The sequence below is a fragment of the Pseudomonas sp. KNUC1026 genome (assembly GCF_021650705.1).
In the GTDB taxonomy this organism is placed as follows: Bacteria; Pseudomonadota; Gammaproteobacteria; order Pseudomonadales; family Pseudomonadaceae; genus Aquipseudomonas.
Genome location: NZ_CP087138.1, coordinates 405,994 through 429,246, shown reverse-complemented (window position 1 = coordinate 429,246; position 23,253 = coordinate 405,994). Strand labels below are relative to the sequence as shown.

Below are 23,253 nucleotides of genomic sequence, written 5' to 3'. Positions count from 1 at the left end.
GGTGCCTTCTGACAAGGGTACCAGCGCGCCCCGCCAGGTGTTCACGGAAAACTCCTCTGAACTGCTCGCCGATTTTCGCGACGGTGCGAGTGCAGGCAAAGCCCCATCGCCCTCACCAGCATCGACGGCATTTGATCCACAGCCCGTATAGAATGCGCAGTCGCAACGCTGTTTCCAATGAAAGTGGATTTTCTTCAAATGGTCGATTATGGACATGCACAACAGTTCTGCGACAAATGACTACGCCCGGATCCATCGGGCGGGCGTGGATCTCAAGGGGCTGATGTCGGTCCTTGGCAAGCACCTGTATTCCACGCCCATCGTTGCGTTGCGTGAACTGGTACAGAACGCGCATGACTCGATTCTGCGCCGGCGCCTGGAAGATGGCTGGCGCGGCGAGGGGCAAATAAAGGTAAACGGCGATACCCAGTCGAACACCATCAGCATCATCGATACCGGCGCCGGCATGACGGAGCATGAGATTCACGCTTACCTTGCGACAGTAGGTGTTGGCTACACCCGCGGCCTTCGCGACGCCGGCGAAGATGCAGGAGCGCTGATCGGCATGTTCGGGCTGGGGTTTCTGTCGGCGTTTGTACTGGCCAAGCGGGTCATCGTTCGCAGCACGTCCTATCAGCAGCCAAACCTGGGGTTCTGTTATCAGTCCAGCAATGCCGAACAGTACAGCGTAGAACCCTGCGAGGCGCGGCCGGTGGGCACCCATGTCATCCTGGAATTGCATGAGCAACACTGCGCCCTGGCCGAGGCTGCGCTCTTGCGTCCAATTTTGAAGCGCTATTGCGCGCTGCTGGACGTGCCCATCCACGTCGGTGTGGACTCTGGCGAACCCATCAACCGGGAATCGCCACCTTGGCGACTGACTGCGGCCGGCGGCCTGCATCCGTTGCAGTTGCACAAACGACAATTGGCGTTCGCCAGCCAGTTCGAGCCCACCTTCGAACCGATCTGTTGCATGCGTGTGGGCTCGCACGAACAACCCGATCTGCAAGGGTTGCTGTGGGTTCAGGACGGCGTGACCTATGGTTCGAACGATAACCGCAATCTCAGTGTGTTCCTGCGCGGGATGCTGCTCGACGACAATGCCCGCGACCTGTTGCCGCCTTGGGCAGGCTTCATCGGCGGGGTGATCGAGGCCAGGCACCTGACCCCGACGGCGAGCCGCGAAGCGCTGCAGCGCGATCAGCATTACGACTCGGCTCGCGGTGCAATTGGTGAGGCGCTGATCGCCGGCCTGGTCGGGCTCGCGGAACATCAGCCACAGGCCTGGCGAAGGGTGCTGTTGCGCCATAACGAGTCTTTGCTGGGGGCGACCCTGTGCGACCAGCGCCTCTTCGACCTGCTCAAGGACAGCCTTCGCATCCCCACCTCCCAAGGAGACCTGCTGGCTAGAAGCCTGGTGGTCGAGGGTGCCGTCCACGTGTTGCTGGACAGCAACGACGGATTCGAAACGATGTTGTTCCATGCCTTGGGGTTTCCCGTGGCGCAAGGCAATCGTTATGCCGTGCTGCCGTTCCTGCGCCTCTGGTGTGAGGTGCAAGGGGTTCAGTTGGTCGAGTTGGGCAGTGATAGTGGAAACCGGCAGTTGTTCACGCCGGTGAGCCTGCCGGCGTCACAACTCGACTGGCTGAGCACGCGGCTGGCGGTGAACGAAGAACTGGTGGTGGCGCGTTTCGCGCCTGAGGCACTGCCACTGGTGGTGGTCGGTAATCACGAAGCGCAGTTGAAGGCCCGGCTTGAAAGCGACGAAGCGGATCGGCACATCGCATCGGCAGCCTTGCACCTGGCTCGTCAATATACGCACCAGATAGAAGCCCAAGCGGCTCACCGCCTTTATCTCAACTTCGCCAACCCGGCTATCCAGGCCCTGATCCACGCCATAGACGGCAATCCCCCGGGCGCCTGGGATGCGGCGCGGTTGCTCAAGGCGTTCAAGGTCATCATCGCCGGGCAGGCCACAGCGCAGAACACCTCTCTGCTGACAGAGGCTCTGGAAGGGTTGGCGCAGTCGATGCAAGTATTGCTTGCCAGATGAGTGATGAACTCAAGGCTTCGAGTGGAGAGTGATGTACATGGATATCTGGAGTTGGGTTGGAGCACTCAAGGACGAGCTGCGAGAGTCGGGCAAGCGGCAAGCGGTCGATTCGCTGGATCGCATGCTTCAACACATCTTCAACCTGGAAGTCGCTCAGGCTCGGGCGTTGCTTCCCGAGGTCAAGGCGCTGGCCAAGAGCGTCGACAATCCGTGGTTGGAAGTATTCGTCGGCCATTGGGAAATGCGCAATCGCGTCGGCAGCCTGCTGGAAGGGGAAACGGCCCTGCCGCAGGTGGTTGCGCTGTTCGAGCGTGCCAACCGGGAAGATGCCCGGCAGTGCCCGCAATCGGTCTGCGTGACCCAGGACCTGGTGGCGTGCTACGCCAATGTAGACGGTGCGGGTTGGGCCGAGGAAAGGATCGCGGTCTGTGACGAAGCCTTGCAACGGCTGGCGCCGAGCACGGGCTGCTTTTCCTGCATGAGTTACGAAAAAGCCGACGCCCTGCTCGACGGCGGGCGCCCCAAGGACGCCTTGGCGTTCCTGAACGAGCAGCAAGGCAAGATCCTGGCCGCAGGGCAACGGATTTTCAGCTGCATGCACGAAGTGCGAATAGCGACCCTGCTACGGCTGAAGCGGCCAGAACAAGCCTGGGCGGTGATGGCCGAGTGGGATGCGAGTGCAAAAGGCAGCGAGTGGCCGACCCAGCGGCAGCAGCGATTGATGTACAAGGCCCAGGTGCTCGCCCAGCTACAACGTGATGACGAGGCTTGGGCGTTGCTGCTGGCTGAAGATGAGTTGATTCCACGCTACCGCCTGTTCTGGCTACGAGCGCTGGAGGAGCTGTTGCGGCGCGCTCCGGAGCGCAACACTCCAGCGCTGGGCAAGCTGCTGCAGGAGGTCATTGAGCAGCATGGTCATCACGGCGCACACCGGCTGGTCATTCAAGTCGCCGCTATCAGCATTCCTTCGGCACTGAAGCGCGGGGATCTGGTGCAGGCTAGGGATCATTTGACGCGGGCACGGGAGCATGCCGGGCGACTGCGCCGGGATTGTGGTGCGCAGGCGCTGCTGGAGTCGCTGGCGAAGCAGATTGATGCTGTTTGCCTCCTGGATGGGACGGAGTTGCGCTGAGGAGTCGATGGCCAGGAAAGAGCCCACGCTGAGCGATGCAGAACGCTACCGGAAGTTGCCAGACCCAAAAAGCCGAAAGCCCGCAATTACGCGGGCTTCAGGGCATTTTTCGCTAGATCGTGCCGGGCAATGCCAGGCGCAGGATCACTCCCACTCAATCGTCGCCGGCGGCTTGCTGGACACGTCGTAAGTCACCCGCGAGATCCCGTCGATCTCGTTGATGATGCGCCCGCTCACCGTCTCCAGCAGCTCGTAAGGCAAGTGCGCCCAGCGTGCGGTCATGAAGTCGATGGTTTCCACCGCGCGCAGGGCCACGACCCAGGCGTAGCGGCGGCCGTCGCCCACAACACCGACCGACTTGACCGGCTGGAACACCACGAACGCCTGGCTGACCTTGTGGTACCAATCGGCCTTGCGCAGCTCTTCGATGAAGATGTGGTCGGCCTTGCGCAGCAGGTCGGCGTATTCCTTCTTCACTTCGCCGAGGATACGCACGCCCAGGCCCGGGCCCGGGAACGGGTGGCGGTAAACCATGTCGTAGGGCAGGCCCAGTTCCAGGCCGATCTTGCGAACTTCGTCCTTGAACAGCTCGCGCAGCGGTTCGACCAGCTTGAGGTTCATCTCCTCCGGCAGGCCGCCGACGTTGTGGTGCGACTTGATCACGTGGGCCTTGCCGCTCTTGGCGCCGGCCGACTCGATCACGTCGGGGTAGATGGTGCCCTGGGCGAGGAACTTGATGTTGTGCAGCTTGCTGGCTTCGGCATCGAACACGTCGATGAAGGTGCGGCCGATGATCTTGCGCTTCTTCTCCGGGTCCGGTTCGCCGGCGAGGTTGTCGAGGAACTGGGCCTCGGCGTTGGCGCGGATCACCTTCACGCCCATGTTCTCGGCGAACATGGCCATGACCTGCTCGCCTTCGTGCAGGCGCAGCAGGCCGTTGTCGACGAACACGCAGGTCAGGCGATCACCGATGGCGCGATGCAGCAGCGCAGCGACCACGGACGAGTCCACACCGCCGGAGAGGCCCAACAGCACGTTGGCGTCGCCGACCTGGGCACGCACCTGGGCGATGGCGTCGTCGACGATCTTGGACGGGGTCCACAGCGCGTCGCACTGGCAGATGTCGAGCACGAAGCGGGACAGGATACGGCCGCCCTGCTTGGTGTGAGTGACCTCGGGATGGAACTGCACGCCGTAGTAGCCGCGGGTGTCGTCGGCCATGCCGGCGATCGGGCAGCTCGGGGTGCTGGCCAGCACGTGGAAGCCGGAGGGAATGGAGGTGACCTTGTCACCGTGGCTCATCCACACGTCGAGGCCAAACACGCCGTCGTCGTCCAGGTGATCCTCGATGCCGTCGAGCAGGCGGCTCTTGCCGACCACGTCGACACGGGCGTAGCCGAACTCACGCAGCTCGGAGCCTTCGACCTTGCCGCCCAGTTGCTCGGCCATGGTCTGCATGCCGTAGCAAATGCCCAGCACTGGCACGTTCAGGTCCCACACAGCCTTCGGCGCGCGCGGGCTGTCGGCCATGTGCACCGACTCCGGGCCGCCGGCCAGGATGATGCCGCGCGGTGCGAACTCGCGGATCGCCTCGTCGCTCATGTCGAAGGGGTGCAGTTCGCAGTACACACCGATCTCGCGCACGCGGCGGGCGATCAGCTGAGTGTACTGGGAGCCGAAGTCGAGGATCAGGATCCGGTGGGCGTGAATATCAAGGGCCATGGTAGCTCTCGGAATAGGCTGGAAGTTGCGAGCTGCAAGCTTCGAGCTGCAAGTGGTGGTGAGGCCGCAGTGAGCGGCGAGCCTCAAGCTGCCATTGACGACTTGCAGCTTGAAGCTTCTAGCTTGCCGCTGGCTTTAGCCAACGCGGTAGTTCGGGGCTTCCTTGGTGATCTGCACGTCGTGAACGTGAGACTCGGCCATGCCGGCACCGGTGATGCGCACGAACTCGGGTTTGGTGCGCATCTGCTCGATGTCGGCGCTGCCGGTGTAGCCCATCGAGGAGCGCAGGCCGCCCATCAACTGGTGGATGATCGCCGACAGGCCACCTTTGTAGGCGACGCGGCCTTCGATGCCTTCCGGCACCAGCTTCTCGGCACCCGCGGAGGAGTCCTGGAAGTAACGGTCCGACGAGCCTTGAGCCTGGGACATGGCGCCCAGCGAACCCATGCCGCGGTAGGACTTGTACGAACGGCCCTGGAACAGTTCGATTTCACCCGGGGCCTCTTCGGTACCGGCGAACATCGAACCCATCATGACGGCGTAGGCACCTGCCACGATGGCCTTGGACAGGTCACCGGAGAAGCGGATGCCACCGTCGGCGATCAGCGGAACGCCAGTGCCTTCGAGCGCGGCGGCCACATTGGCCACGGCGCTGATCTGCGGCACGCCGACGCCGGCGACGATACGAGTGGTGCAGATGGAACCTGGGCCGATGCCGACCTTGACGGCGTCAGCGCCTGCCTCGACCAGTGCCTTGGCCGCTTCGCCGGTGGCGATGTTGCCGCCGATGACCTGTACCTGTGGATAGTGCTCCTTGACCCAGCGCACGCGGTCGATCACACCTTTGGAGTGGCCATGGGCGGTGTCGACCACCACTACGTCGACGCCGGCAGCAACCAGTGCAGCGACGCGCTCGCCGGTGTCCTTGCCGGTGCCGACGGCCGCGCCAACGCGCAGGCGGCCCTGGTCGTCCTTGCTGGCCAGCGGGTAGGCCTTGGCCTTCTCGATGTCCTTGACGGTCATCATGCCCTTGAGCTGGAACGCCTCGTCGACGATCAGCACCTTCTCCAGGCGATGCTCGTGCAGCAACTGGCGGACTTCTTCCTTGCCGGCGCCTTCACGCACGGTGACCAGCCGCTCGCGCGGGGTCATCACTTCGCGAACGGGGATGTCGAGGCGGGTTTCGAAACGCACGTCACGGGAAGTGACGATGCCGACCAGGTCGCCGTTGTGCAGCACCGGCACACCGGAGATGTTGTGCTGGCGGGTCAGGTCGAACAGGTCGCGCACGGTGGCGTCGGCCTCGATGGTGATCGGGTCCTTGACCACACCGGCTTCGAACTTCTTGACCTTGCGGACCTCGGCGGCCTGCTGGTCGATGGTCATGTTCTTGTGGATGATGCCGATGCCGCCTTCCTGCGCCATGGCGATGGCCAGGCGGGACTCGGTCACGGTGTCCATCGCAGCGGAAACGAGCGGGATGTTCAGTTCGATGCCACGGGTCAAACGGGTCTTGAGGCTGACCTCGTTTGGCAGCACCTCGGAATAACCGGGCACTAACAGAATGTCGTCGAAAGTCAGAGCTTCTTGGCTGATACGCAGCATCGCGGGGGCTCCCGTGCGGGAAAAAGGAAGCGCGGCATTATACCGATGAACGCGGCGCCACTCAACGCAGTAATGGCCCTTTAGCGCTTGACGTTCACCTGCCGCACGGCAAAGCCTAGCTGATCGGAAAAGGCCGCGACGAAGGCATCGGTGAAGCCGGCCGGTTGCCAGCCGTTGAAGATGAACCCCAGGTTGGAAAAGCCGCAAGGTTCGAGGAACAGGAAACCGTTGATGTCGTCCTCGAAACCACACAGCGGGCACATGAAGTTATCGGTGTGGCCGGGGAACCATTCGTCCAGGCTTTCGAACAACGGCTCGCCCACTTCACGCCGGCAATGCGGGCAGCCGGCTTCTTCATTGAAACCTTCGCCAGGCGTATAGATGCAGCGCTTGGTAATGATCTGCAGGCCGTTGACCGGCTCGTCGAACGGCAGCCGCTCGGGCGCCCGCGCAACCCGCCGCGCACCGGCTGCAGTGGCATAGCCCATTCGATTGCCGATGGCGCCGCAGGTGGTGAGCTGGCTGTCGACCACATTCTTGTGCAGCAGCCAGCGCAGCATGCGCGAAGCCAGTGCCTCGTGGCCGGGGACGGTGGAAATGTTCGGAACAAGAATGCACTGGTTGGCCATGACTGCGCCGTGTCGAGCTCAAAGGCCGGGATTCTATCATTTCACCGGGCGCAGGCCGGGCGATTTTCTTTTATAGTGCCGAGCATGATGAACGATCCCTTTGCCAGGCTGGGCCTGGACCGCGAAGTGCTTACCGTCAGCCAGTTGAACAACCGCGCGCGGCTGCTGCTCGAGGATGTGTTCGGCAGCATCTGGGTGGAAGGCGAAATCTCCAACCTCGCCCGCCCCGCTTCTGGCCATGTGTATTTCACCCTCAAGGACGGCAATGCCCAGGTGCGCTGCGCCTTGTTCCGGCAGAACGCCGCGCGCGTGCGCCAGGCGCTGCGTGAAGGGCTGGCTGTGCGGGTGCGTGGCAAGGTGTCGCTGTTCGAAGGCCGTGGCGATTACCAGTTGATCCTCGAAACCGTCGAGCCTGCCGGTGACGGCGCGTTGCGCCTGGCGTTCGAGGCGCTGAAGGAAAAGCTCGCCGGCGAGGGATTGTTCGCCGCCGAGGCCAAGCGCGCCCTGCCGCGCCATCCCAAGCGTATCGGCATCGTCAGCTCGCCGAGCGGCGCGGTGATCCGCGACATCATCAGTGCGTTCCGCCGCCGTGCGCCACAGGTGGCCCTGACGTTGATTCCCACCGCCGTACAAGGCCGCGAAGCCACCGCGCAGATCGTGCGTGCGCTGGGCCTGGCTGATCGCGCAGGTTTCGATGCGATCATCCTGGCCCGGGGTGGTGGTTCGCTGGAAGACCTCTGGTGCTTCAACGAAGAGCCAGTCGCGCGGGCCGTGGCGGCGTGCCAGACGCCGATCGTCAGTGCCGTGGGCCACGAAACGGACGTGTCGATCAGCGATTTCGTCGCCGACGTTCGCGCACCGACACCCTCGGCCGCCGCCGAGCTGCTGGCCCCGGACAACAGCGACCTGCGCTTGCGCCTCGAAACGCTGCAGCGCCGCCTGTTGCTGCGCATGCGCGGGCGCCTGGCCCACGAACGGTTGCGCGCCGATGGCCTGGCGCGGCGCCTGCGCCATCCCGGCGAACGCTTGCGCCAGCAGGCCCAGCGCCTGGACGATCTGGACATGCGCCTGCGCCGCGCTCACCAGCGCGCGCTGCAAGCTCGCCAGCAACGCCTCGAACAGCTCCAAAATCGCTTGGCGGCACAACATCCCGGCCGAGCGGTCGGCCAGTTGCGCCAGCGCCTCGCCGCGCTGGCCGCTCGCCTGCCGGGCGCGATCAACGCCCAGCTCAGGGCTCGCCGCCTGCTGTTGCAAGGCCAGATGCAAACCCTGCATGTGGTGAGCCCGCTGGCGACCCTCGGCCGTGGCTACAGCATCTTGCTAGACGAGCGTGGCCAGGCCATCCGCAACGCCGCGCAAACGCAGCCAGGCCAGCGCCTGAGTGCCCGACTGGGCGAAGGTGAACTGAGCGTACGCGTCGAGGACAACCATTTGGCCCCCATCACCCTGCCCCTGCTGGATTGACCGCCCATGCGCCTGCTGCTTGCCGCCCTGCTCTGCCTCGCCTCCCTGCCGGCCCTGGCCGACAGCTACCTGACCCGCCAGCTCAACCACCCCGTTCCGGGTGGGGTCGCTGTGCTCGACCTGGGCAAGGCGCCCAGCGCGCCAGAGGCGTTTTACGACGGCAAACCAGTGCTGGTAGTGAAGGAACAAGCCAACTGGCGCGCTATCGTGGGCCTGCCGCTGTCCGCCAAGCCGGGCGCGCAGTCGATTCAGGTGCGCGAGGGCGCAGCACAACGCAGCCTGAGCTTCGGACTCGGCAGCAAGCGCTACCCCGAGCAACGCATCACCCTGAAGAACCAGCGGCAGGTCAATCCCAACCCGGCGGACCTCGCACGCATCGACAAAGAGCTGGCCGAGCAGACCCGCGCCTACCGCAGCTTCAGCCCCAACACCCCGAGCAACTTGCTGCTAGACAGGCCAGTCGGCGGCAAGCTTTCCAGCCGCTTCGGTGTACGCCGCTTCTTCAATGGCGAGGAACGCAACCCCCACGCTGGCCTGGACTTCGCCGTACCCGCCGGTACCCCGATCAAGTCTCCGGCCGCTGGCAAAGTCATCCTGATCGGTGACTATTTCTTCAATGGCAACACCGTGTTCGTCGACCATGGCCAAGGCTTCATCAGCATGTTTTGCCATATGTCGAAGATCGATGTGCAGAACGGCCAGGTACTGGCCCGTGGCGAGGTGGTGGGGCGCGTCGGCTCCACTGGCCGCGCCACCGGGCCACACATGCATTGGAACGTCAGCCTGAACGACGCGCGCGTCGACCCTGCGATCTTCATCGGCGCATTCGAGCCATAGCGTTGCGCGCGCCGCGCAGGGCGGGCAATTGCCAGTAAGGCACGGCCTGCAAAGCGGCAGAATTCGCCTCACCTGCTGAATAATTAGGTTTTGTTACCAATTTTTCCAAGCTACTTGCGATGTTAACGCGCACTGGTTAGGGTTTTAGCCATGAAAAACACCAACAACCATATTCTGCTTCGCCAGCACCGCAGCCTGTGCCTGGTCAGCTATCGACTATCGGCCTGAGCCCTGCCCTCCAGCGTTCACCTTTTTCGATTCAAGGGCGCGCCGCGCGATCAAGCGGCTGCCCGTACAAGGAACAGCCCCATGACCATGCTCAAAGATCCTTCCCGCAAGTACCGCGCTTTCCCGACCATCGACCTCCCCGACCGTACCTGGCCATCCAAAGCCATCACCGAGGCGCCGATCTGGTGCAGTTCCGACCTGCGTGATGGCAACCAGTCGCTGATCGAGCCGATGGATTCGGAGAAAAAGCTGCGCTTCTGGAAGACGCTGGTCGCAGTGGGCGTCAAGGAAATCGAAGCGGCCTTCCCCAGCGCCTCGCAAACCGATTTCGACTTCGTGCGCACCTTGATCGAAGACGGCCACATCCCCAGCGACACCACCATTCAGGTGCTCACCCAGGCCCGCGAAGATTTGATCGCGCGCACCTTCGAGTCGCTCAAAGGTGCCAGGAAAGCCATCGTGCATTTGTACAACGCAACCTGCCCGTCTTTCCGCCGCATCGTCTTCAACCAGGACAAGGAAGGCGTCAAGGCCATCGCGGTGAGCGCGGCCAAGCTGTTCGTCAAATACGCCGCCCAACAACCTGAAACCGAGTGGACCTTCCAGTACTCCCCCGAAACCTTCAGCGCAACCGAGCTGGAATTCGCCAAGGAAGTCTGCGATGCGGTGATCGAGGTGTGGAACCCGACGCCCGCCCACAAGATCATCCTCAACCTGCCGGCCACCGTGGAAGTCGCTACACCGAATGTGTACGCCGACCAGATCGAATGGTTCTGCCGCCACATCAATCGCCGTGACAGCGTGCTCATCAGCCTGCACACCCACAACGACCGCGGCACCGGCGTTGCAGCCACCGAGCTGGGCCTGATGGCAGGCGCCGACCGCGTCGAAGGTTGCCTGTTCGGCAACGGCGAGCGCACCGGTAACGTCGACCTGGTCACCTGCGCACTGAACCTCTACACCCAGGGCATCGACCCGCAACTGGACTTCTCCGACATCGATGGCGTACGCAAGGTGGTCGAAGAGTGCAACCAGTTGCCTGTACACCCGCGCCACCCCTATGTGGGCGACCTGGTGCACACAGCGTTCTCCGGCTCGCACCAGGATGCGATCCGCAAGGGTTTCACCCAACAGAAAGACGACGCTCTGTGGGAAGTGCCGTACTTGCCGATCGACCCGGCCGACATTGGCCGCAGCTACGAGGCGGTGATCCGTGTCAACAGCCAGTCGGGCAAGGGCGGCATCACTTATTTGCTCGAGCAGGAATACGGCATCAGCCTGCCGCGCCGCATGCAGATCGAGTTCAGCCAGGTAGTGCAGGGTGAAACCGATCGCCTGGGCCTGGAAATGACCGGCAAGCAGATCTACGCCCTGCTCAACAAGGAATACTTGCAGGCGAACCTGCCCTATGCGTTGGTCAGCCACCGCCTCACCGAGGAGAACAGCAACAGCACGGTGAACGTGGAAGTCAGCAGCGACGGTGAAACACTCCACTGGAAAGGCAAAGGCAACGGCGCGCTGGAAGCACTGGTCGCCAGCCTGCCGATCAACGTCGAGATCATGGACTACAGCGAACATGCCATCGGCGCCGGCACCCACGCCAAGGCAGCGGCTTACATCGAGCTGCGCGTAGCCGGCGAACGGCCGCTGCATGGGGTAGGTATCGATGAGAACATCACCACTGCCAGCTTCAAAGCGCTGTTCAGTGCACTGAACCGTGCGTTGAGCGGCAAGGAAGCGAAAGCGGCCTGATCGCTTTTGAGGAGGTGCCGCAAGGCGCCTCTCTCTAGTTTGCGGTGAACGCCTTGAGTACTTTGCGCAAGTCAGCCACCGCACCTCCCTCCTCTGCGGCCTGGCCCAGTAATCGCCTGACGTCGGCCAGAACGGCCTCTTCGAAGGCTCTGCGCGTTGCCATCTTGCTCCTTGCCGCTAATGATGCCTGCCACTTCACAGCGATACCAAAGCTCTGAAAAGGCGGTAATGCATTAACAATCCCTTAGGCTCTGCCGTCACATTTGCTGGCAGCAAGTCACTAATCAAAGTAGTCGTCTTCAGCGAGTAAACGGATACCCTCGATACCCTCGAGAAAACCAAAGCCTGCCTGGAAGGAGAGCTCGAAAGAATGAGCGGGCACGCGTACCGATAATCTGCCACCTTCAACTGCACAAACAGGCCTGCAGCATAGCCCCGCGCCAACGCCTTGCATCGCCAGTGCTTCCACTTCGGTAAAGCTGACGATCAGCCGAACCGCATCGAACCCGGCCGCCTCCCATTTCTTTGGACTGCCTGGGGCAACCCCTTGTGCAAGAAGATCATCTTTATCATCGACCGAGCAATGTTTGAAAAGCTCTCGATGTAAACTTCAGCGAAAGATACCTTGCCGGAAAACATGAACCTTGCTTTTTCCGCACCCTGCAAGGGCTCCCACCATTGGATAGGCTCAAGGGAACTCATAATGATCAAACACTCCCGGGAAAGTCTTGTTTCGATAGGCGGCCGGATTCAACGGGTCATATTCTCTGACATTGAAATGCGCACCCTGGTTGCCTTGGGTACCGGGAGGCCCGTAGATATGCCCTTGGGAATGCTCCTGAATGACGACAGTCTTGCCGTGTCTATTTTGATAGAAGTATTCGCGTGTTTGCACAGGCATCCCATTTTTCCCTATGACCTGTTTCCCGTTTCTGTCGGTTAACGGTGCATACCTCATTTGTGCAACAGCATTTTTCAGAATGCCCGCGTCTTTTTTTGCAGCTCTCAGCGCTGCCCGCCGTGATGGGAAACGTGCGTTACAGCCCGCCCACCCCCACGGATCCACCCACCCCATCGGCTCCGGCGCGTACTGATACAGGTTCACCCCACCCGCCAACCCAATCGGGTCCGGTGTAGTAAAGCGCCCCACCTCCGGGTCGTAGAACCGGAAGGTATTGAAGTGCAGCCCCGTCTCGCGGTCCAGGTATTGCCCCTGGAAACGCAGGTTCTGCTCCTCGATGAACGCCGGGTCGCGCTGTTCGTGCAGCGTGCTGCCCCACACCTTGTACTGCGCGCTCCACACCGTCGAGCCGTCGCTGTCGGTCAGCTCCTCGGGCATGCCGTTGAGGTCGGCGTGGTAGTAGCGGATGCGCTGCTGCTCGCCCTGGCCGTCGATGCGCGCCAGCGGCGTGTAGCCGTCGTCTTCGTAGACGTACAGGCTCACCCGGCCGTGGCGCTGTTCGCTGAGCAGGCTCAGGCCGTCCCACTGGAACCGCGTGTCGCTGAGCACCTGGCCGCTGGCGTCGCTGTGGGTTTTGCCCACGCGGCGGCCGAGCGGGTCGTAGGCCATGCGCGTGACGGTTTCGCGCAGGCCCTGGCGGTCGTGCACGGCAATCAGCCGGTGCTGGGCGTCGTATTCGAAGCGTTGCACCCGCTGGCTGCCGCTGCGTTTTTCCGCCAGGCGGCCGAAGCCGTCGTAGCGGTAACGCCGGTCTTGCCAGGTGAGCAGCTGGTTGTGTTTGACGTAGCCGCCGGGGTGCGCCGGGTCAAGCAGGTTGGCGGCCGGGTCGAAGGCGAATTGTTCGTGAGCCAGGTTGCTCTGGCTGGCGATGATGCGGCCGCTGGCGTCGTAGTGCAGGTGTTGGCGCAGGTCCAGCGCCGGGCGCTGTTCGTGGCGCAGCACCAACTGGTCACTGGCGTCCCAGCGCAGGTGCTTCAGGGCTTGTGCCGGCAGTTGCGGCGGCGTGCTCAACGGCCGGCGGCTGCGCGCGGTGAGGCGGCCGCAGCGGTCATAGTCGCTATGAGCCAGCAACGCGCCTTGTGTGCGTGACACCTCGCGGTGCAGGCGGTCGCGGGTGAAGTCACTGATCAGTTGGCCATCGAGGTTGAGCTGGTGCAGGTGGCCACTGCCGTAGTACAGGCGGTTCAGCCAGCGGCCGTCCGGCAGCCCGGTGCGCTGGCGGTTGCCCAGCTCGTCGTAGGCGAAGGCCAGGGTGCCGGCTGTGCCCTGCTGGGCGGTGACCTGGCCCAGCGCGTCGTAGCTGAAGGCGGCCCTGGTCTGGTTGCCTACCAGGTCGGTGAACGCGGCTTCGAGCAGCTCGCCGTTGGCGCCCAGCTGGTAGCGGGTGGTGCCGTCGGCGGTGTGCAGGGCGACGAGCTGGCCGGCGGCGTCACGCTCCAGCTCATGCGCAATGGGCGCTTCCGGGGCTTGCGGGCGGGGTTGCCAGGTGACCTTTACGGCTTGATCCAGCGCGTTGTAGGCGAACTGCTGGCCGCTGCCGTCGAGGTTGGCCTGGGTCACGATGCGGTCGCCCATGTCCCAGCCAAAGCCGTAATGCTCGCCGTTTTCGTTGGTCAGTCGCTGCAGCCGGCCGTAGGCGTCGTACTGGTATTGCTGGCGCCGGCCCAGCGGGTCGATGCGCTCCTGCGCCTGGCCGCGGGTGTTGTAGCGCAGTTGCACCACGTTGCCGGCCGGGTCGATGTGGCGCAGCAGGTTGCCGGCGGCATCGCGCTCGAAGCGCTCCACGCGCCCATCGGGCAACTGCTGGCTGAGCAGCGCGCCGTGGCTGTCGTAGCTGAAGCGGGTGCGCTCGCCCAGCGCATCGGTAACCTGGGCCAGGTTGCCCTGCGCGTCATAGGCGTAGCGGGTGCTGTAGCCCGAGCAATCGGTGTACTCGGCCAGCAGATGGTTGGCGGCCCAGCGCAACACCTTGCGTTTGCCGGTGGCATCGATGATCTCCACCGGCAGCCCATCGGCGTCGTACCGGTACTGAGCGCCGTGCCCCAGCGGGTCGGTCTCGGCGCTGAGGTTGCCGCGCGGGTCGTACTGGTAGCGCCAGCTGTGGCCGGCCGCGTCGGTTTCGCTGATCGGCAGTGGCCAGTGCCCCAGCCACTGCGTGCTGACGGTGCGGCCCAGCGGGTCGCGGCGTTCGCTGAGGTTGCCGGCCGCGTCGTAGGCCATGGCCCACTCGCCGCCTTGCGGGTCGAGCATGGCGATGAGCTGGCTGTCGTCGTTCCAGCGAAACTGCCAGTGCTGGCCGAGGGTGTCGTGGTAGTCGGTGATCAGGTTCGCCGCGTTCCACTGGCGCTGGCTCACCCGGCCCAGGCCGTCGCGCACGTGCATCCGCCGTTGGGCCAGGTCGTAGTGGAAATCGTACTGCTCGCCTTCGCCGGTCCAGTGCCGCACCACGCGCCAGTGGTCGCCGAACTCGGCCCACTGGTAATGGCACTCCAGGCCCTCGGCGCGGCGGTGGTAGACCATGCGCCGGCCGCTGTCGTAGGCGAAGCGCCGGCACAGACGGCCTTCGGCGTCGATCACTTCGGCCAGGTCGCCCTGGGCGTCGTAGCGGTAGCTGACGCGCACGTCGCGTTGCTCACCCAGCACCTGGCTGACGCTGGCGGCGCGCCGTGCATGCACCGGGTCGAAGGCGATTTCCACGCGCCAGTGGCCGCTGTCGTCGGCCAGCGCACGCAGGCGGCCCAGCGCGTCGTATTCAGGCAGCAGGCGGTTGCCGTTGCGGTCGCCGAGCAACACCAGGCGCATCCGCCCCGGCTGGCCGGGCGTGGCCTCGAACAGCCGGTACAGCCCGTCGTCGCCCTCGATCAGCACCGCGCCGCTGGCGTGGCGGCGCACCACCAGGCCGAAGCCTGCGCTGTAGGTGGCGCTGCCGGGAGCGATGGCGCCCATCTCGATGGGCCGGCCCTGCTCGTCGGTGTACACCAGTTGCTCGCCGCCCCCGTCCAGCGGCCCGCTGTGTACGCTGACCTCCCACGGCAGGCTCCAGCCGGCGCCAAGCAGGCCCTCGCGTCGTGCGTCATGGCTGTTGTAGAAGCGCTGCCACACCAGCGGCACCAGGCTCGGCAGGCTGAAGTCCAGCTCCTGTTCATCACCCAGCACCTTGGCGCCGGTGCTGGCATGCACCGGGTTGGGCGACGCGCTGATGGCGCGGGTGATCGCGCTGGTGACCTGGCTCATCACAAAGCCATTGACCATGCCCAGCATCATGCACGGCAGCTTGCTGAGGAATTTGCCCGGCCGCCCGCGCAGGGCCGCGAGCACCGTCAAGGCCAGGCCGATGCCTGGGGTCTTGCCGCTCTTGATCGGCCGAACCGTGACCGGTGGCCCGCCGATGCGCACATTGGGCGAGATGTTGCCGGCGTCCACCACGATGGCCTCGCAGGTGGACTTGTCGCCACTGCGCACCGCCGGCTGCCCTTCGATGCTGACCTTGCTCGAGCCTTGTGCCATGTACTGCGGCGTGCCGGGCGGGTGTTTGTCGCAGAGAATCTTGTCGTCGTCGCAGGGCACCGCGAGCGGGTGCGGCGCCGGTTCGACCGTGGGCTGCCAGAGCTCGGAGAAGATCGACTTGGCGATGTCCAGGTAGCTGGGCTCGGCCTGCTTGATCGCCGCCTCGCCGGCCGGCGGCTGCGGCGCACCGAGCTTGCCGGCAGCGCGGGCGGCGGGCTTGCCGTTGGTGAAAGTCTTTTTAGCGCCGGTGGCGATGTGCGCCTGCACCGTCGGCGGGAACAGCCCGCTGCCGATCGCGTCGCACATACTGGGTGAGGCCGGTGTCCATGCCGCTCAGGCTCATGCCCACGCCCACCGCAATGCCGACCACAGCGCCGAGCACGCAGGCGCCCACACCAGCCGTGAGTACCGTCAGGCCCACCGCCGCCAAGGCCGCGCCGGCGAGTGCGGTGGCGGCGGCGCCTACGGCGGCATAGGCAGCCAGCTCCAGCACACCGGAGGTGAGGTCGGCCATGAACGAGGTGTGAAACAGGTCGTCGCCCAGGCGGGCGGCGAAGAGGGCGTCAGACATGCAGCACTCCATGACCGAGGCGCTGCAGGCATTGAAAGGGGTGAGCATCGGGTGCAATTCCATTGTGGCCCGGTACAAACGAGAAGGCGCGGATATTAACAGCGCCTGGCGGGATGACAATGCTGGCTATAAGGCAGCCAATTCGAACCCATCGGCATCCAGATAGGCCGGGAATTTCTCCCGGTACGCTGCCAGCGCCTGCGCACTGAGCGTCACGTTGAACACCCCATCTGCATCCCCAGCGCAGACCAGTGTCTCACCCTGAAAATCCAGTGCCTGGCTGTCGCCGGTGTAGGCATAGCCCTTGCCGTCGGTGCCTACGCGGTTCACTGCGGCCACGTAACACAAATTCTCGATTGCCCGCGCCGGCAACAGGCGATTCCAATGATGGCGACGCGCGCCAGGCCAGTTCGCGGTGTAGAGCAGCAGGTCGGTGTTTTCGCCATCGCGGCTCCACACCGGGAAGCGCAGGTCGTAGCAGATCAGCGGGCGGATTCGCCATCCCTTGAGCTCGAACTGAACACGTGTGTCGCCTGCGGTGTAGTGCTTGTGCTCGCCGGCCATGCGGAACAGGTGGCGCTTGTCGTAGTGAAGTACCTGGCCGCCTGGTTCAGCCCACAGCAGGCGATTGCGGTGGCTGCCGTCTGCAGCCTGGATGATCACGCTACCGGTAACGACCGCATTCAGGCCAGCAGCCTTGCGCCGCAGCCAATCGGTGGTGGGCCCCTCCTCTGCTTCACAGAGGCCGGCAGAATCCATGGAAAAGCCAGTGGTGAACATCTCCGGCAGTACGATCAGGTCCGCGCCCCTGGCCGCTTCCAGCAGGGAATCGAACTGCACCAGGTTGGCGGCGCGGTCATGCCAGGCCAGGGTGGTTTGCACCATCGCCAGCTTGAGGTCTGGCTGTTCCTTCAGATTGCGCATAGTCGTGCCGCCGCATCGCGCAGCGTCTCCTCACGTTTGGCAAAACACAGGCGCACCATGCGCCAGGTGGGTCGGGCTGCTGGCAGAACACGGAGACCGGGATGCAGGCCACACCGTGTTCACGGGTGAGCCATAGAGACATCTCGACATCGTTCAGGTCCGGGCGAACCTGAGCATAGTCCACCAGCTGGAAGTAAGTCCCAGGCGTTGGCGTGAAGCCGAACCTGGACTCGCCCAACAGACCACAGAACAGGTCGCGCTTGGCCTGGTAGAACGCGGGCAGCTCATCGAGGTGCTCGGGATGAGCTGCCATGAAGTCGGCCAAGGCCCATTGCAGCGGTGTAACCGCGCAGAAGCTGACGAACTGATGCACCTTGCGCAACTCGCGAGTCAGCGTAGGCGGGGCGATCACATAGCCGGTTTTCCAGCCGGTCACGTGGTAGGTCTTGCCGAACGAGCTGACCACGAAGGCACGCTCGTAAAGCGCCGGGCAGGCCAGCACACTGGCGTGGGCCACGCCGTCATAGACCAGATGCTCGTAGACTTCATCGCTGATTACATAGATGTCGCGGCCTGCGATCAGCTCAGCCAACCGGTTCAAATCGGCCATGCTCAGCAGCGCGCCGCTGGGGTTGTGCGGGCTGTTGAGCATGATGAGCCGGGTGCGCGGGCCGATGGCATCGGCCAGCCGCTGCCAATCGATGCCGAACGCTGGCGCAACCAGTGGCACATGCACGCAACGGCCACCGGCCAATTGCACCGAGGGCTCGTAGCTGTCGTAGGTGGGGTTGAACACGATGACTTCGTCACCCGCGCGCACCAATGCCTGAATTGCGCAGAAGATCGCCTGGGTTGCCCCCGGCGTAATGGTGACTTCGTGCTCGGCGTTCACTTGGACGCCATAGAAGCGCTGAATCTTCAAGGCGACCTGCTCGCGCAACGCGGGCAAGCCTGTCATGGGCGGGTACTGGTTGTGGCCCGCTGCGATATGGCGAGTGACCGCCTCACGCAATGCTTGCGGGCCATCGAAATCAGGAAAGCCTTGAGAGAGGTTGATCGCCCCCGTTTCGGCGGCGAGCTGCGACATGGTGGTGAAAATGGTAGTGCCCAGGTTGGGCAACTTGCTGTCGATCATGGTCTGGTGCCCGAAAACCTTTGCTGACAAAGGCTTCCGAGCTTAACCCGGCCCTCAGCGTTTGTCCCTGCGCTTTTTCTCGGCTTTCTTGTGGTGCGACATCAAGCGGCGCTTCTTGTTGACCTGGCGGTCGGTGAGCGTGTTCTTCTTGCCCTCGAAGGGGTTGTCACCGCCCTTGAACTCGATGCGGATCGGCGTACCGACCAGCTTGAGCACGCGCCGGTAGGTGTTCTCCAGGTAACGTACGTAGGAGTTGGGCACCTTCTCGGTCTGGTTGCCGTGGATCACGATCAGCGGCGGGTTGGCACCACCGAGGTGGGCATAGCGCAGCTTGATGCGGCGGCCGTTGACCAAGGGCGGGGCGTGGTCGCTGATAGCGTCTTCGAGGATCTGGGTCAGGCGGCTGGTTGGCCAGCGAGTGACCGCCGACCTGAACGAGGCCTGCACCGAGCCATAGAGGTGGCCCACGCCAGTACCGTGCAATGCCGAGATGAAGTGGATGTCGGCGAAATCGACGAAGAACAGCCGGCGCTCCAGCTCGGTCTTGACGTAGTCGCGCTCGCCCGGGGCCATGCCGTCCCACTTGTTCAGCGCGATGACGATCGCCCGGCCCGCTTCCAGTGCGAAGCCCAGCAGGTTCAGGTCGTGGTCGACCACACCTTCACGGGCGTCCATCACGAAGATCACGACGTTGGCATCCTTGATGGCCTGCAGCGTCTTGACCACCGAGAACTTCTCGACTTCCTCGTGGATCTTGCCGCGCTTGCGTACCCCGGCAGTGTCGATGAAGGTGTACTTGTCACCGTCGCGCTCGAACGGGATGTAGATGCTGTCGCGGGTGGTGCCCGGCTCGTCATAGGCGATCACGCGCTCTTCGCCGAGCATGCGGTTGACCAGCGTCGACTTGCCCACGTTGGGCCGGCCAATGATCGCGATCTTGATGCCATCCTTCTCGCTTGGCCCCGGAATGCGCGCAGCGTCCTCGCCCTCGGCGATTTCGATCACGGGCTCTTCCGGGTCGCGCGGGTATTCACCGAGCGCCGCTTCGAGCAGGTTGTTGATGCCACGGCCATGAGCAGCGGCCACCGGGATCGCATCGCCCATGCCCATCGGGGAGAACTCGGCACGGGCCGCGTCCGGGTCGAAGTTGTCGATCTTGTTGGCCACCAGCAGCGAGCGCTTGTTCCGCTTGCGCAGGTGCTCGGCGATCATCTGGTCGGCAGCAGTGAAGCCTGCGCGGGCATCGACCAGGAACAGCACCACATCGGCTTCTTCGATGGCCAGCAGCGACTGCTCGGCCATTTTCTCGTCCATGCCTTCTTCGTCACCGGAAATCCCGCCGGTGTCGATGACGATATAGAGCGCCCCTGCCACTGCGCCTCGCCGTACTGGCGATCGCGGGTCAGGCCCGAGAGATCGCCGACGATGGCGTCGCGGCTCTTGGTCAGGCGGTTGAACATCGTGGACTTGCCCACGTTCGGGCGGCCCACCAGGGCGATTACGGGAACCATGCGGCTCTCCACTTCGAATTTCTGAAAATGCAAAGGCCGCTGCAAGGCAGCGGCCGTGTTGCAGCAGCTGGGCAACGTATTGCCCAAGCATAGTCAAGCGGTCACTTGGCGGTCAGCGCCTCGAGTTTGCCGCTGTTGCCGTAGACGTAGATCATGTCGCCGTCGACCAGCGGGCGGGCCCGCAGGCCATCGCTGTCGACACGAGTGCGACCTACGAAACGGCCGTCGACCTGGCTGAGCAGGTGCAGGTAGCCCTCGAAATCACCCACGGCGATGTAGCTGGAGTACACCTCAGGCGCGCTCAGTTGGCGGCGGGCCAGTTGGTCGTTGCTCCACAGGCCGGTGGTCGAACGCTCATCCACACCCTCGACGGTGCCGCTGGCTTCAGCGATGTAGACACTGCCGAAACCCTGGGCGACGCCTGCATAGCTTGAAGCATCACGTTCCCAGAGGGTACGGCCGCTGTCCACGTCCAGCCCGGCCATCTTGCCCTGGTAGCTGGCAACATAAAGCACGCCGCCCGACAGCAGCAGGCCGCCATCGATATCCACTACGCGGTCAAGCTCCGAACGGCCTTGCGGGATCGCCACACGGGTTTCCCAGATCGGGGTACCGGTGCTGATGTCCAGCGCGACGACCTTGCCCGAGGACAGGCCGGCAATGGCCAGGCGATTGGTCACCAGCGGAGCGCCAGTGCCACGCAGGGTCAACACGGCCGGCGTGCTGTCATACACCCAGCGCTGTTCGCCGGTGCTGGCATCGAGCCCGACGACACGGTCGTCCTGGGTCTGCACCACCACTACATCACCGTTGTTGGCCGGCGGCGCCAGTACCTCGGCTTTGACGTTGGCGATCCACTTCTTCTCGCCGGTGGCCGAATCCAGCGCCACCACATCACCACGCAGGGTACCGAAGGTCAGCAGGCCGTAGCCTGCGCCGATGGCACCGGAGATCGGGCGGTCGAAGTCCTTCTTCCACTCGACATTACCGTTCATGCGGTCGATGGCCATTACCACGCCAGTTACGTCGGCAGCGTAGATGGTGTTGTTCTCGATCGCCGGCACCAGCATGTTGTAGGTCTTGCCCTGGCCATCACCGATGCTGCGGCTCCAGACCTTCTTGAGGCTGACCTCTTCCTTGAAATCGTGAAGTTCGGCCGGGGGCAGTTCTTTCTTGCTGTTGCTGCTGCAGCCCACGACAGCCAGGGCCAGTGCCAACAGCGCTACATGTTTCCATCCGATCACGTCAGGCATCCCCTTTGGCCAAATCGTCGAGCTTGGTCTGCAGGCCACCCACCGCCGCGTCTTCCGGCAGAGCAGCCTTGGCTTTCTTGTAGGCCGCATAGGCATCGGCCTGGCGGCCCAGGCGCACCAGCAGGTCACCTTTGAGCTCTTCACGGCTGGCAGCGAAGGCCTTGTCGGCTTCACCGTCGAGCAGCTTGAGCGCGTCGTCTGCCTTGTTCTGCGCCGCCAGCACCTGCGCCAGGCGCTGGCGAGCGACTTCGCCCAAAGTAGCGTTGGCGGGTTTGTCGACTACCGCCTTGAGCTGAACGGCCGCGTCGTCGAGCTTGCCGGCGTCCACCGACACCTTGGCCACGAACAGCTTGCCGTACTGGTCATAGGCAGTGCCGGCGAAATTCTTGTCGAGCTCACCTGCCAGGTAGTTCACCTTGGGCAGATCAGGCTTGCCACCCGGGGCCAGCGAAGCTTCGACCAATTGCTGGTAGAGGATCGATGCACCCTGGGCCTGATTGGCCTGATGCTTTTGCCACCACTGCCAGCCGAACACGGCGATCAACGCCAGCAGCCCGCCCGTTACCAGCGGCTTGCCGTTGCGCTGCCACCAGTCCTTGAAATGGGCCAGCTCTTCATCTTCGGTACCCGACACCCCAATACTCCTATCTTCGAATTTGGCGCCAGCGGCTCAACCCTTGAGGTCGACGCTGCCCAGGAAACGTGCCAGGTCATCCCAGGCGATATTCTGTTGTTCGCCCTGCCCTCGCAGGGGCTTGAACCCTACCACTTCGCGGGCCAGCTCGTCGTCCCCAGAATCAGCGCGTACAGCGCGCCGCTCTTGTCGGCCTTCTTGAACTGGCTCTTGAAACTGCCGCCGCCGGCGTTCACCTGCAGGCGCAACTCCGGCGACTGGTCGCGGACCTGCTCGGTCAGCTTGAGTGCGGCCACTTCGGCCGGCTCGCCAAAGGCGCACAGGTAAAGGTCGACGGTGCGAGCTATGGATTCGGGCACCTTGCCGAGGGTTTCGAGCAGCAGGATCAACCGCTCGATACCCATGGCGAAGCCCACACCTGCGGTAGCCTTGCCGCCCATCTGTTCGACCAGGCCATCGTAACGGCCACCGGCGCAAACAGTGCCTTGAGCGCCAAGCTGGTCGGTAACCCACTCGAATACGGTCTTGCTGTAGTAGTCGAGCCCACGCACCAGTTTGGTATTGATGACGTAGGGAATGCCGGCAGCATCCAGGCGGGTCTTCAGGCCCTCGAAGTGCACGCGCGACTCTTCGTCGAGGTAATCGGCGAGCTTCGGCGCGTCCACCAGCAGTGCCTGGGTATCGGCGTTCTTGCTGTCGAGGATCCGCAGCGGGTTGCTCTTCAGGCGACGCTGGCTGTCTTCGTCGAGTTGCTCGTGGCGCTCGCCCAGATAGGCCACCCAGTGCATCACGGTAACGCGCGCGCGCCTCAGCGGTGCCCAGGCTGTTGAGTTCGAGCTTGACCGCATCGCGAATGCCCAGCGCACCCCACAAGCGCCAGGTGAGGGCGATCAGTTCGGCGTCGATATCCGGGCCTGCAAGGTTGAACACTTCCACGCCGATCTGGTGGAACTGCCGATAGCGGCCCTTTTGCGGGCGCTCGTGGCGGAACATCGGGCCTGATGTACCACAGCTTCTGCGGCTGCCCGCCGCCGGTGACGCCATGCTCGAGCACGGCGCGCACGCAGGCTGCGGTGCCTTCAGGGCGCAAGGTCAGCGAATCGCCGTTGCGGTCGGCGAAGGTGTACATCTCTTTTTCGACGATATCGGTGACTTCACCGATCGAGCGCTTGAACAGCTCGGTGAATTCGACGATGGGCATGCGAATCTGGGCGTAGCCGTAGCCGTCCAGCAGGCCGGCCACGGTGCCTTCGAAAATAACGCCACAGGGGCGTGTGCTCCGGCAGGATGTCGTTCATGCCACGAATGGCTTGCAAGGGCTTGCTCACAAATAAT

At 63.7% G+C, this 23,253-nt stretch carries 14 protein-coding genes and 3 pseudogenes; 5 read left to right on the top strand and 12 right to left on the bottom strand.

Annotated features, from left to right (window positions below):
* The first annotated feature begins 214 nt into the window (after positions 1–214).
* On the top strand, positions 215–2,053 hold the full coding sequence (locus tag LN139_RS01710) for an ATP-binding protein (RefSeq protein ID WP_442964365.1): 1,839 nt from the start codon (positions 215–217) through the stop codon (positions 2,051–2,053).
* 37 nt (positions 2,054–2,090) lie between these two features.
* The gene (locus LN139_RS01705) at positions 2,091–3,185 is read left to right on the top strand and encodes a hypothetical protein (protein ID WP_236358238.1); all 1,095 of its coding nucleotides are present in this window, start codon (positions 2,091–2,093) and stop codon (positions 3,183–3,185) included.
* 144 nt (positions 3,186–3,329) lie between these two features.
* Here the strand turns inward: LN139_RS01705 and guaA are convergent, their stop codons facing one another.
* The 3 genes from guaA to LN139_RS01690 form a co-directional block, all read right to left on the bottom strand.
* Positions 3,330–4,907, bottom strand: a complete 1,578-nt coding sequence (gene guaA / locus LN139_RS01700) for a glutamine-hydrolyzing GMP synthase (protein ID WP_236358236.1) — start codon at positions 4,905–4,907, stop codon at positions 3,330–3,332.
* 135 nt (positions 4,908–5,042) lie between these two features.
* The gene (gene guaB, locus LN139_RS01695) at positions 5,043–6,512 is read right to left on the bottom strand and encodes an IMP dehydrogenase (protein WP_236358234.1); all 1,470 of its coding nucleotides are present in this window, start codon (positions 6,510–6,512) and stop codon (positions 5,043–5,045) included.
* An 80-nt stretch (positions 6,513–6,592) separates the two neighbouring features.
* Positions 6,593–7,141 carry a sugar ABC transporter ATPase gene (locus tag LN139_RS01690; protein WP_236358232.1) on the bottom strand — a complete coding sequence of 183 codons (549 nt, stop codon included), beginning with the start codon at positions 7,139–7,141 and terminating at the stop codon, positions 6,593–6,595.
* An 84-nt stretch (positions 7,142–7,225) separates the two neighbouring features.
* Here LN139_RS01690 and xseA point away from each other — a divergent pair, with 84 nt between their 5' ends.
* The 3 genes from xseA (at position 7,226) to leuA (ending at position 11,422) form a co-directional block, all read left to right on the top strand.
* A complete protein-coding gene (xseA, locus tag LN139_RS01685) occupies positions 7,226–8,605 on the top strand; it encodes an exodeoxyribonuclease VII large subunit (protein ID WP_236358230.1) in 1,380 nt (459 codons plus the stop codon).
* A gap of 6 nt (positions 8,606–8,611) precedes the next feature.
* On the top strand, positions 8,612–9,442 hold the full coding sequence (locus tag LN139_RS01680; protein ID WP_236358228.1) for a M23 family metallopeptidase: 831 nt from the start codon (positions 8,612–8,614) through the stop codon (positions 9,440–9,442).
* Between the two features lie 309 nt (positions 9,443–9,751).
* Positions 9,752–11,422, top strand: coding sequence for a 2-isopropylmalate synthase (gene leuA / locus LN139_RS01675; protein WP_236358226.1), 1,671 nt, complete (start codon positions 9,752–9,754; stop codon positions 11,420–11,422).
* 34 nt (positions 11,423–11,456) lie between these two features.
* Here the strand turns inward: leuA and LN139_RS24625 are convergent, their stop codons facing one another.
* From LN139_RS24625 to hisS, 9 genes and pseudogenes are all read right to left on the bottom strand, one after another.
* Entirely contained in the window at positions 11,457–11,585 is a 129-nt protein-coding gene (locus LN139_RS24625) for a hypothetical protein (RefSeq protein WP_268944804.1), read from the bottom strand.
* Between the two features lie 525 nt (positions 11,586–12,110).
* A complete protein-coding gene (locus LN139_RS01670; protein ID WP_236358224.1) occupies positions 12,111–16,196 on the bottom strand; it encodes an RHS repeat-associated core domain-containing protein in 4,086 nt (1,361 codons plus the stop codon).
* Positions 16,129–16,461 carry a hypothetical protein gene (locus LN139_RS01665; RefSeq protein WP_236358222.1) on the bottom strand — a complete coding sequence of 111 codons (333 nt, stop codon included), beginning with the start codon at positions 16,459–16,461 and terminating at the stop codon, positions 16,129–16,131. Before LN139_RS01665 ends, LN139_RS01670 begins: the two co-directional genes overlap by 68 nt.
* Positions 16,462–16,587: 126 nt before the next feature.
* Positions 16,588–17,385: an amidohydrolase gene (locus LN139_RS01660; protein WP_236358220.1), complete on the bottom strand. Its 798-nt coding sequence runs from the start codon at positions 17,383–17,385 to the stop codon at positions 16,588–16,590.
* Positions 17,373–18,520: pseudogene (locus LN139_RS01655) on the bottom strand (pyridoxal phosphate-dependent aminotransferase). Before LN139_RS01655 ends, LN139_RS01660 begins: the two are co-directional and overlap by 13 nt.
* 54 nt (positions 18,521–18,574) lie before the next feature.
* A pseudogene (gene der, locus LN139_RS01650) lies at positions 18,575–20,031 on the bottom strand (ribosome biogenesis GTPase Der).
* 101 nt (positions 20,032–20,132) lie between these two features.
* A complete protein-coding gene (bamB, locus tag LN139_RS01645; protein ID WP_236358218.1) occupies positions 20,133–21,284 on the bottom strand; it encodes an outer membrane protein assembly factor BamB in 1,152 nt (383 codons plus the stop codon).
* Positions 21,277–21,918 (bottom strand): tetratricopeptide repeat protein, encoded by a 642-nt coding sequence (locus tag LN139_RS01640; RefSeq protein ID WP_236358215.1) that lies wholly within the window; start codon positions 21,916–21,918, stop codon positions 21,277–21,279. Before LN139_RS01640 ends, bamB begins: the two co-directional genes overlap by 8 nt.
* A gap of 36 nt (positions 21,919–21,954) precedes the next feature.
* Positions 21,955–23,246: pseudogene (gene hisS / locus LN139_RS01635) on the bottom strand (histidine--tRNA ligase).
* Positions 23,247–23,253 lie beyond the last annotated feature (7 nt).

What these genes read in the sequence shown, in the direction of transcription:
- bamB (WP_236358218.1), bottom strand. Translation starts at nt 21,284, where the DNA reads ATGCCTGACGTGATCGGATGGAAACATGTAGCGCTGTTGGCACTGGCC.
- LN139_RS01690 (WP_236358232.1), bottom strand. Translation starts at nt 7,141, where the DNA reads ATGGCCAACCAGTGCATTCTTGTTCCGAACATTTCCACCGTCCCCGGC.
- LN139_RS01680 (WP_236358228.1), top strand. Translation starts at nt 8,612, where the DNA reads ATGCGCCTGCTGCTTGCCGCCCTGCTCTGCCTCGCCTCCCTGCCGGCC.
- guaB (WP_236358234.1), bottom strand. Translation starts at nt 6,512, where the DNA reads ATGCTGCGTATCAGCCAAGAAGCTCTGACTTTCGACGACATTCTGTTA.
- LN139_RS24625 (WP_268944804.1), bottom strand. Translation starts at nt 11,585, where the DNA reads ATGGCAACGCGCAGAGCCTTCGAAGAGGCCGTTCTGGCCGACGTCAGG.
- LN139_RS01665 (WP_236358222.1), bottom strand. Translation starts at nt 16,461, where the DNA reads ATGTCTGACGCCCTCTTCGCCGCCCGCCTGGGCGACGACCTGTTTCAC.
- xseA (WP_236358230.1), top strand. Translation starts at nt 7,226, where the DNA reads ATGATGAACGATCCCTTTGCCAGGCTGGGCCTGGACCGCGAAGTGCTT.
- LN139_RS01670 (WP_236358224.1), bottom strand. Translation starts at nt 16,196, where the DNA reads ATGTGCGACGCGATCGGCAGCGGGCTGTTCCCGCCGACGGTGCAGGCG.
- guaA (WP_236358236.1), bottom strand. Translation starts at nt 4,907, where the DNA reads ATGGCCCTTGATATTCACGCCCACCGGATCCTGATCCTCGACTTCGGC.
- LN139_RS01660 (WP_236358220.1), bottom strand. Translation starts at nt 17,385, where the DNA reads ATGCGCAATCTGAAGGAACAGCCAGACCTCAAGCTGGCGATGGTGCAA.
- LN139_RS01705 (WP_236358238.1), top strand. Translation starts at nt 2,091, where the DNA reads ATGGATATCTGGAGTTGGGTTGGAGCACTCAAGGACGAGCTGCGAGAG.
- leuA (WP_236358226.1), top strand. Translation starts at nt 9,752, where the DNA reads ATGACCATGCTCAAAGATCCTTCCCGCAAGTACCGCGCTTTCCCGACC.
- LN139_RS01710 (WP_442964365.1), top strand. Translation starts at nt 215, where the DNA reads ATGCACAACAGTTCTGCGACAAATGACTACGCCCGGATCCATCGGGCG.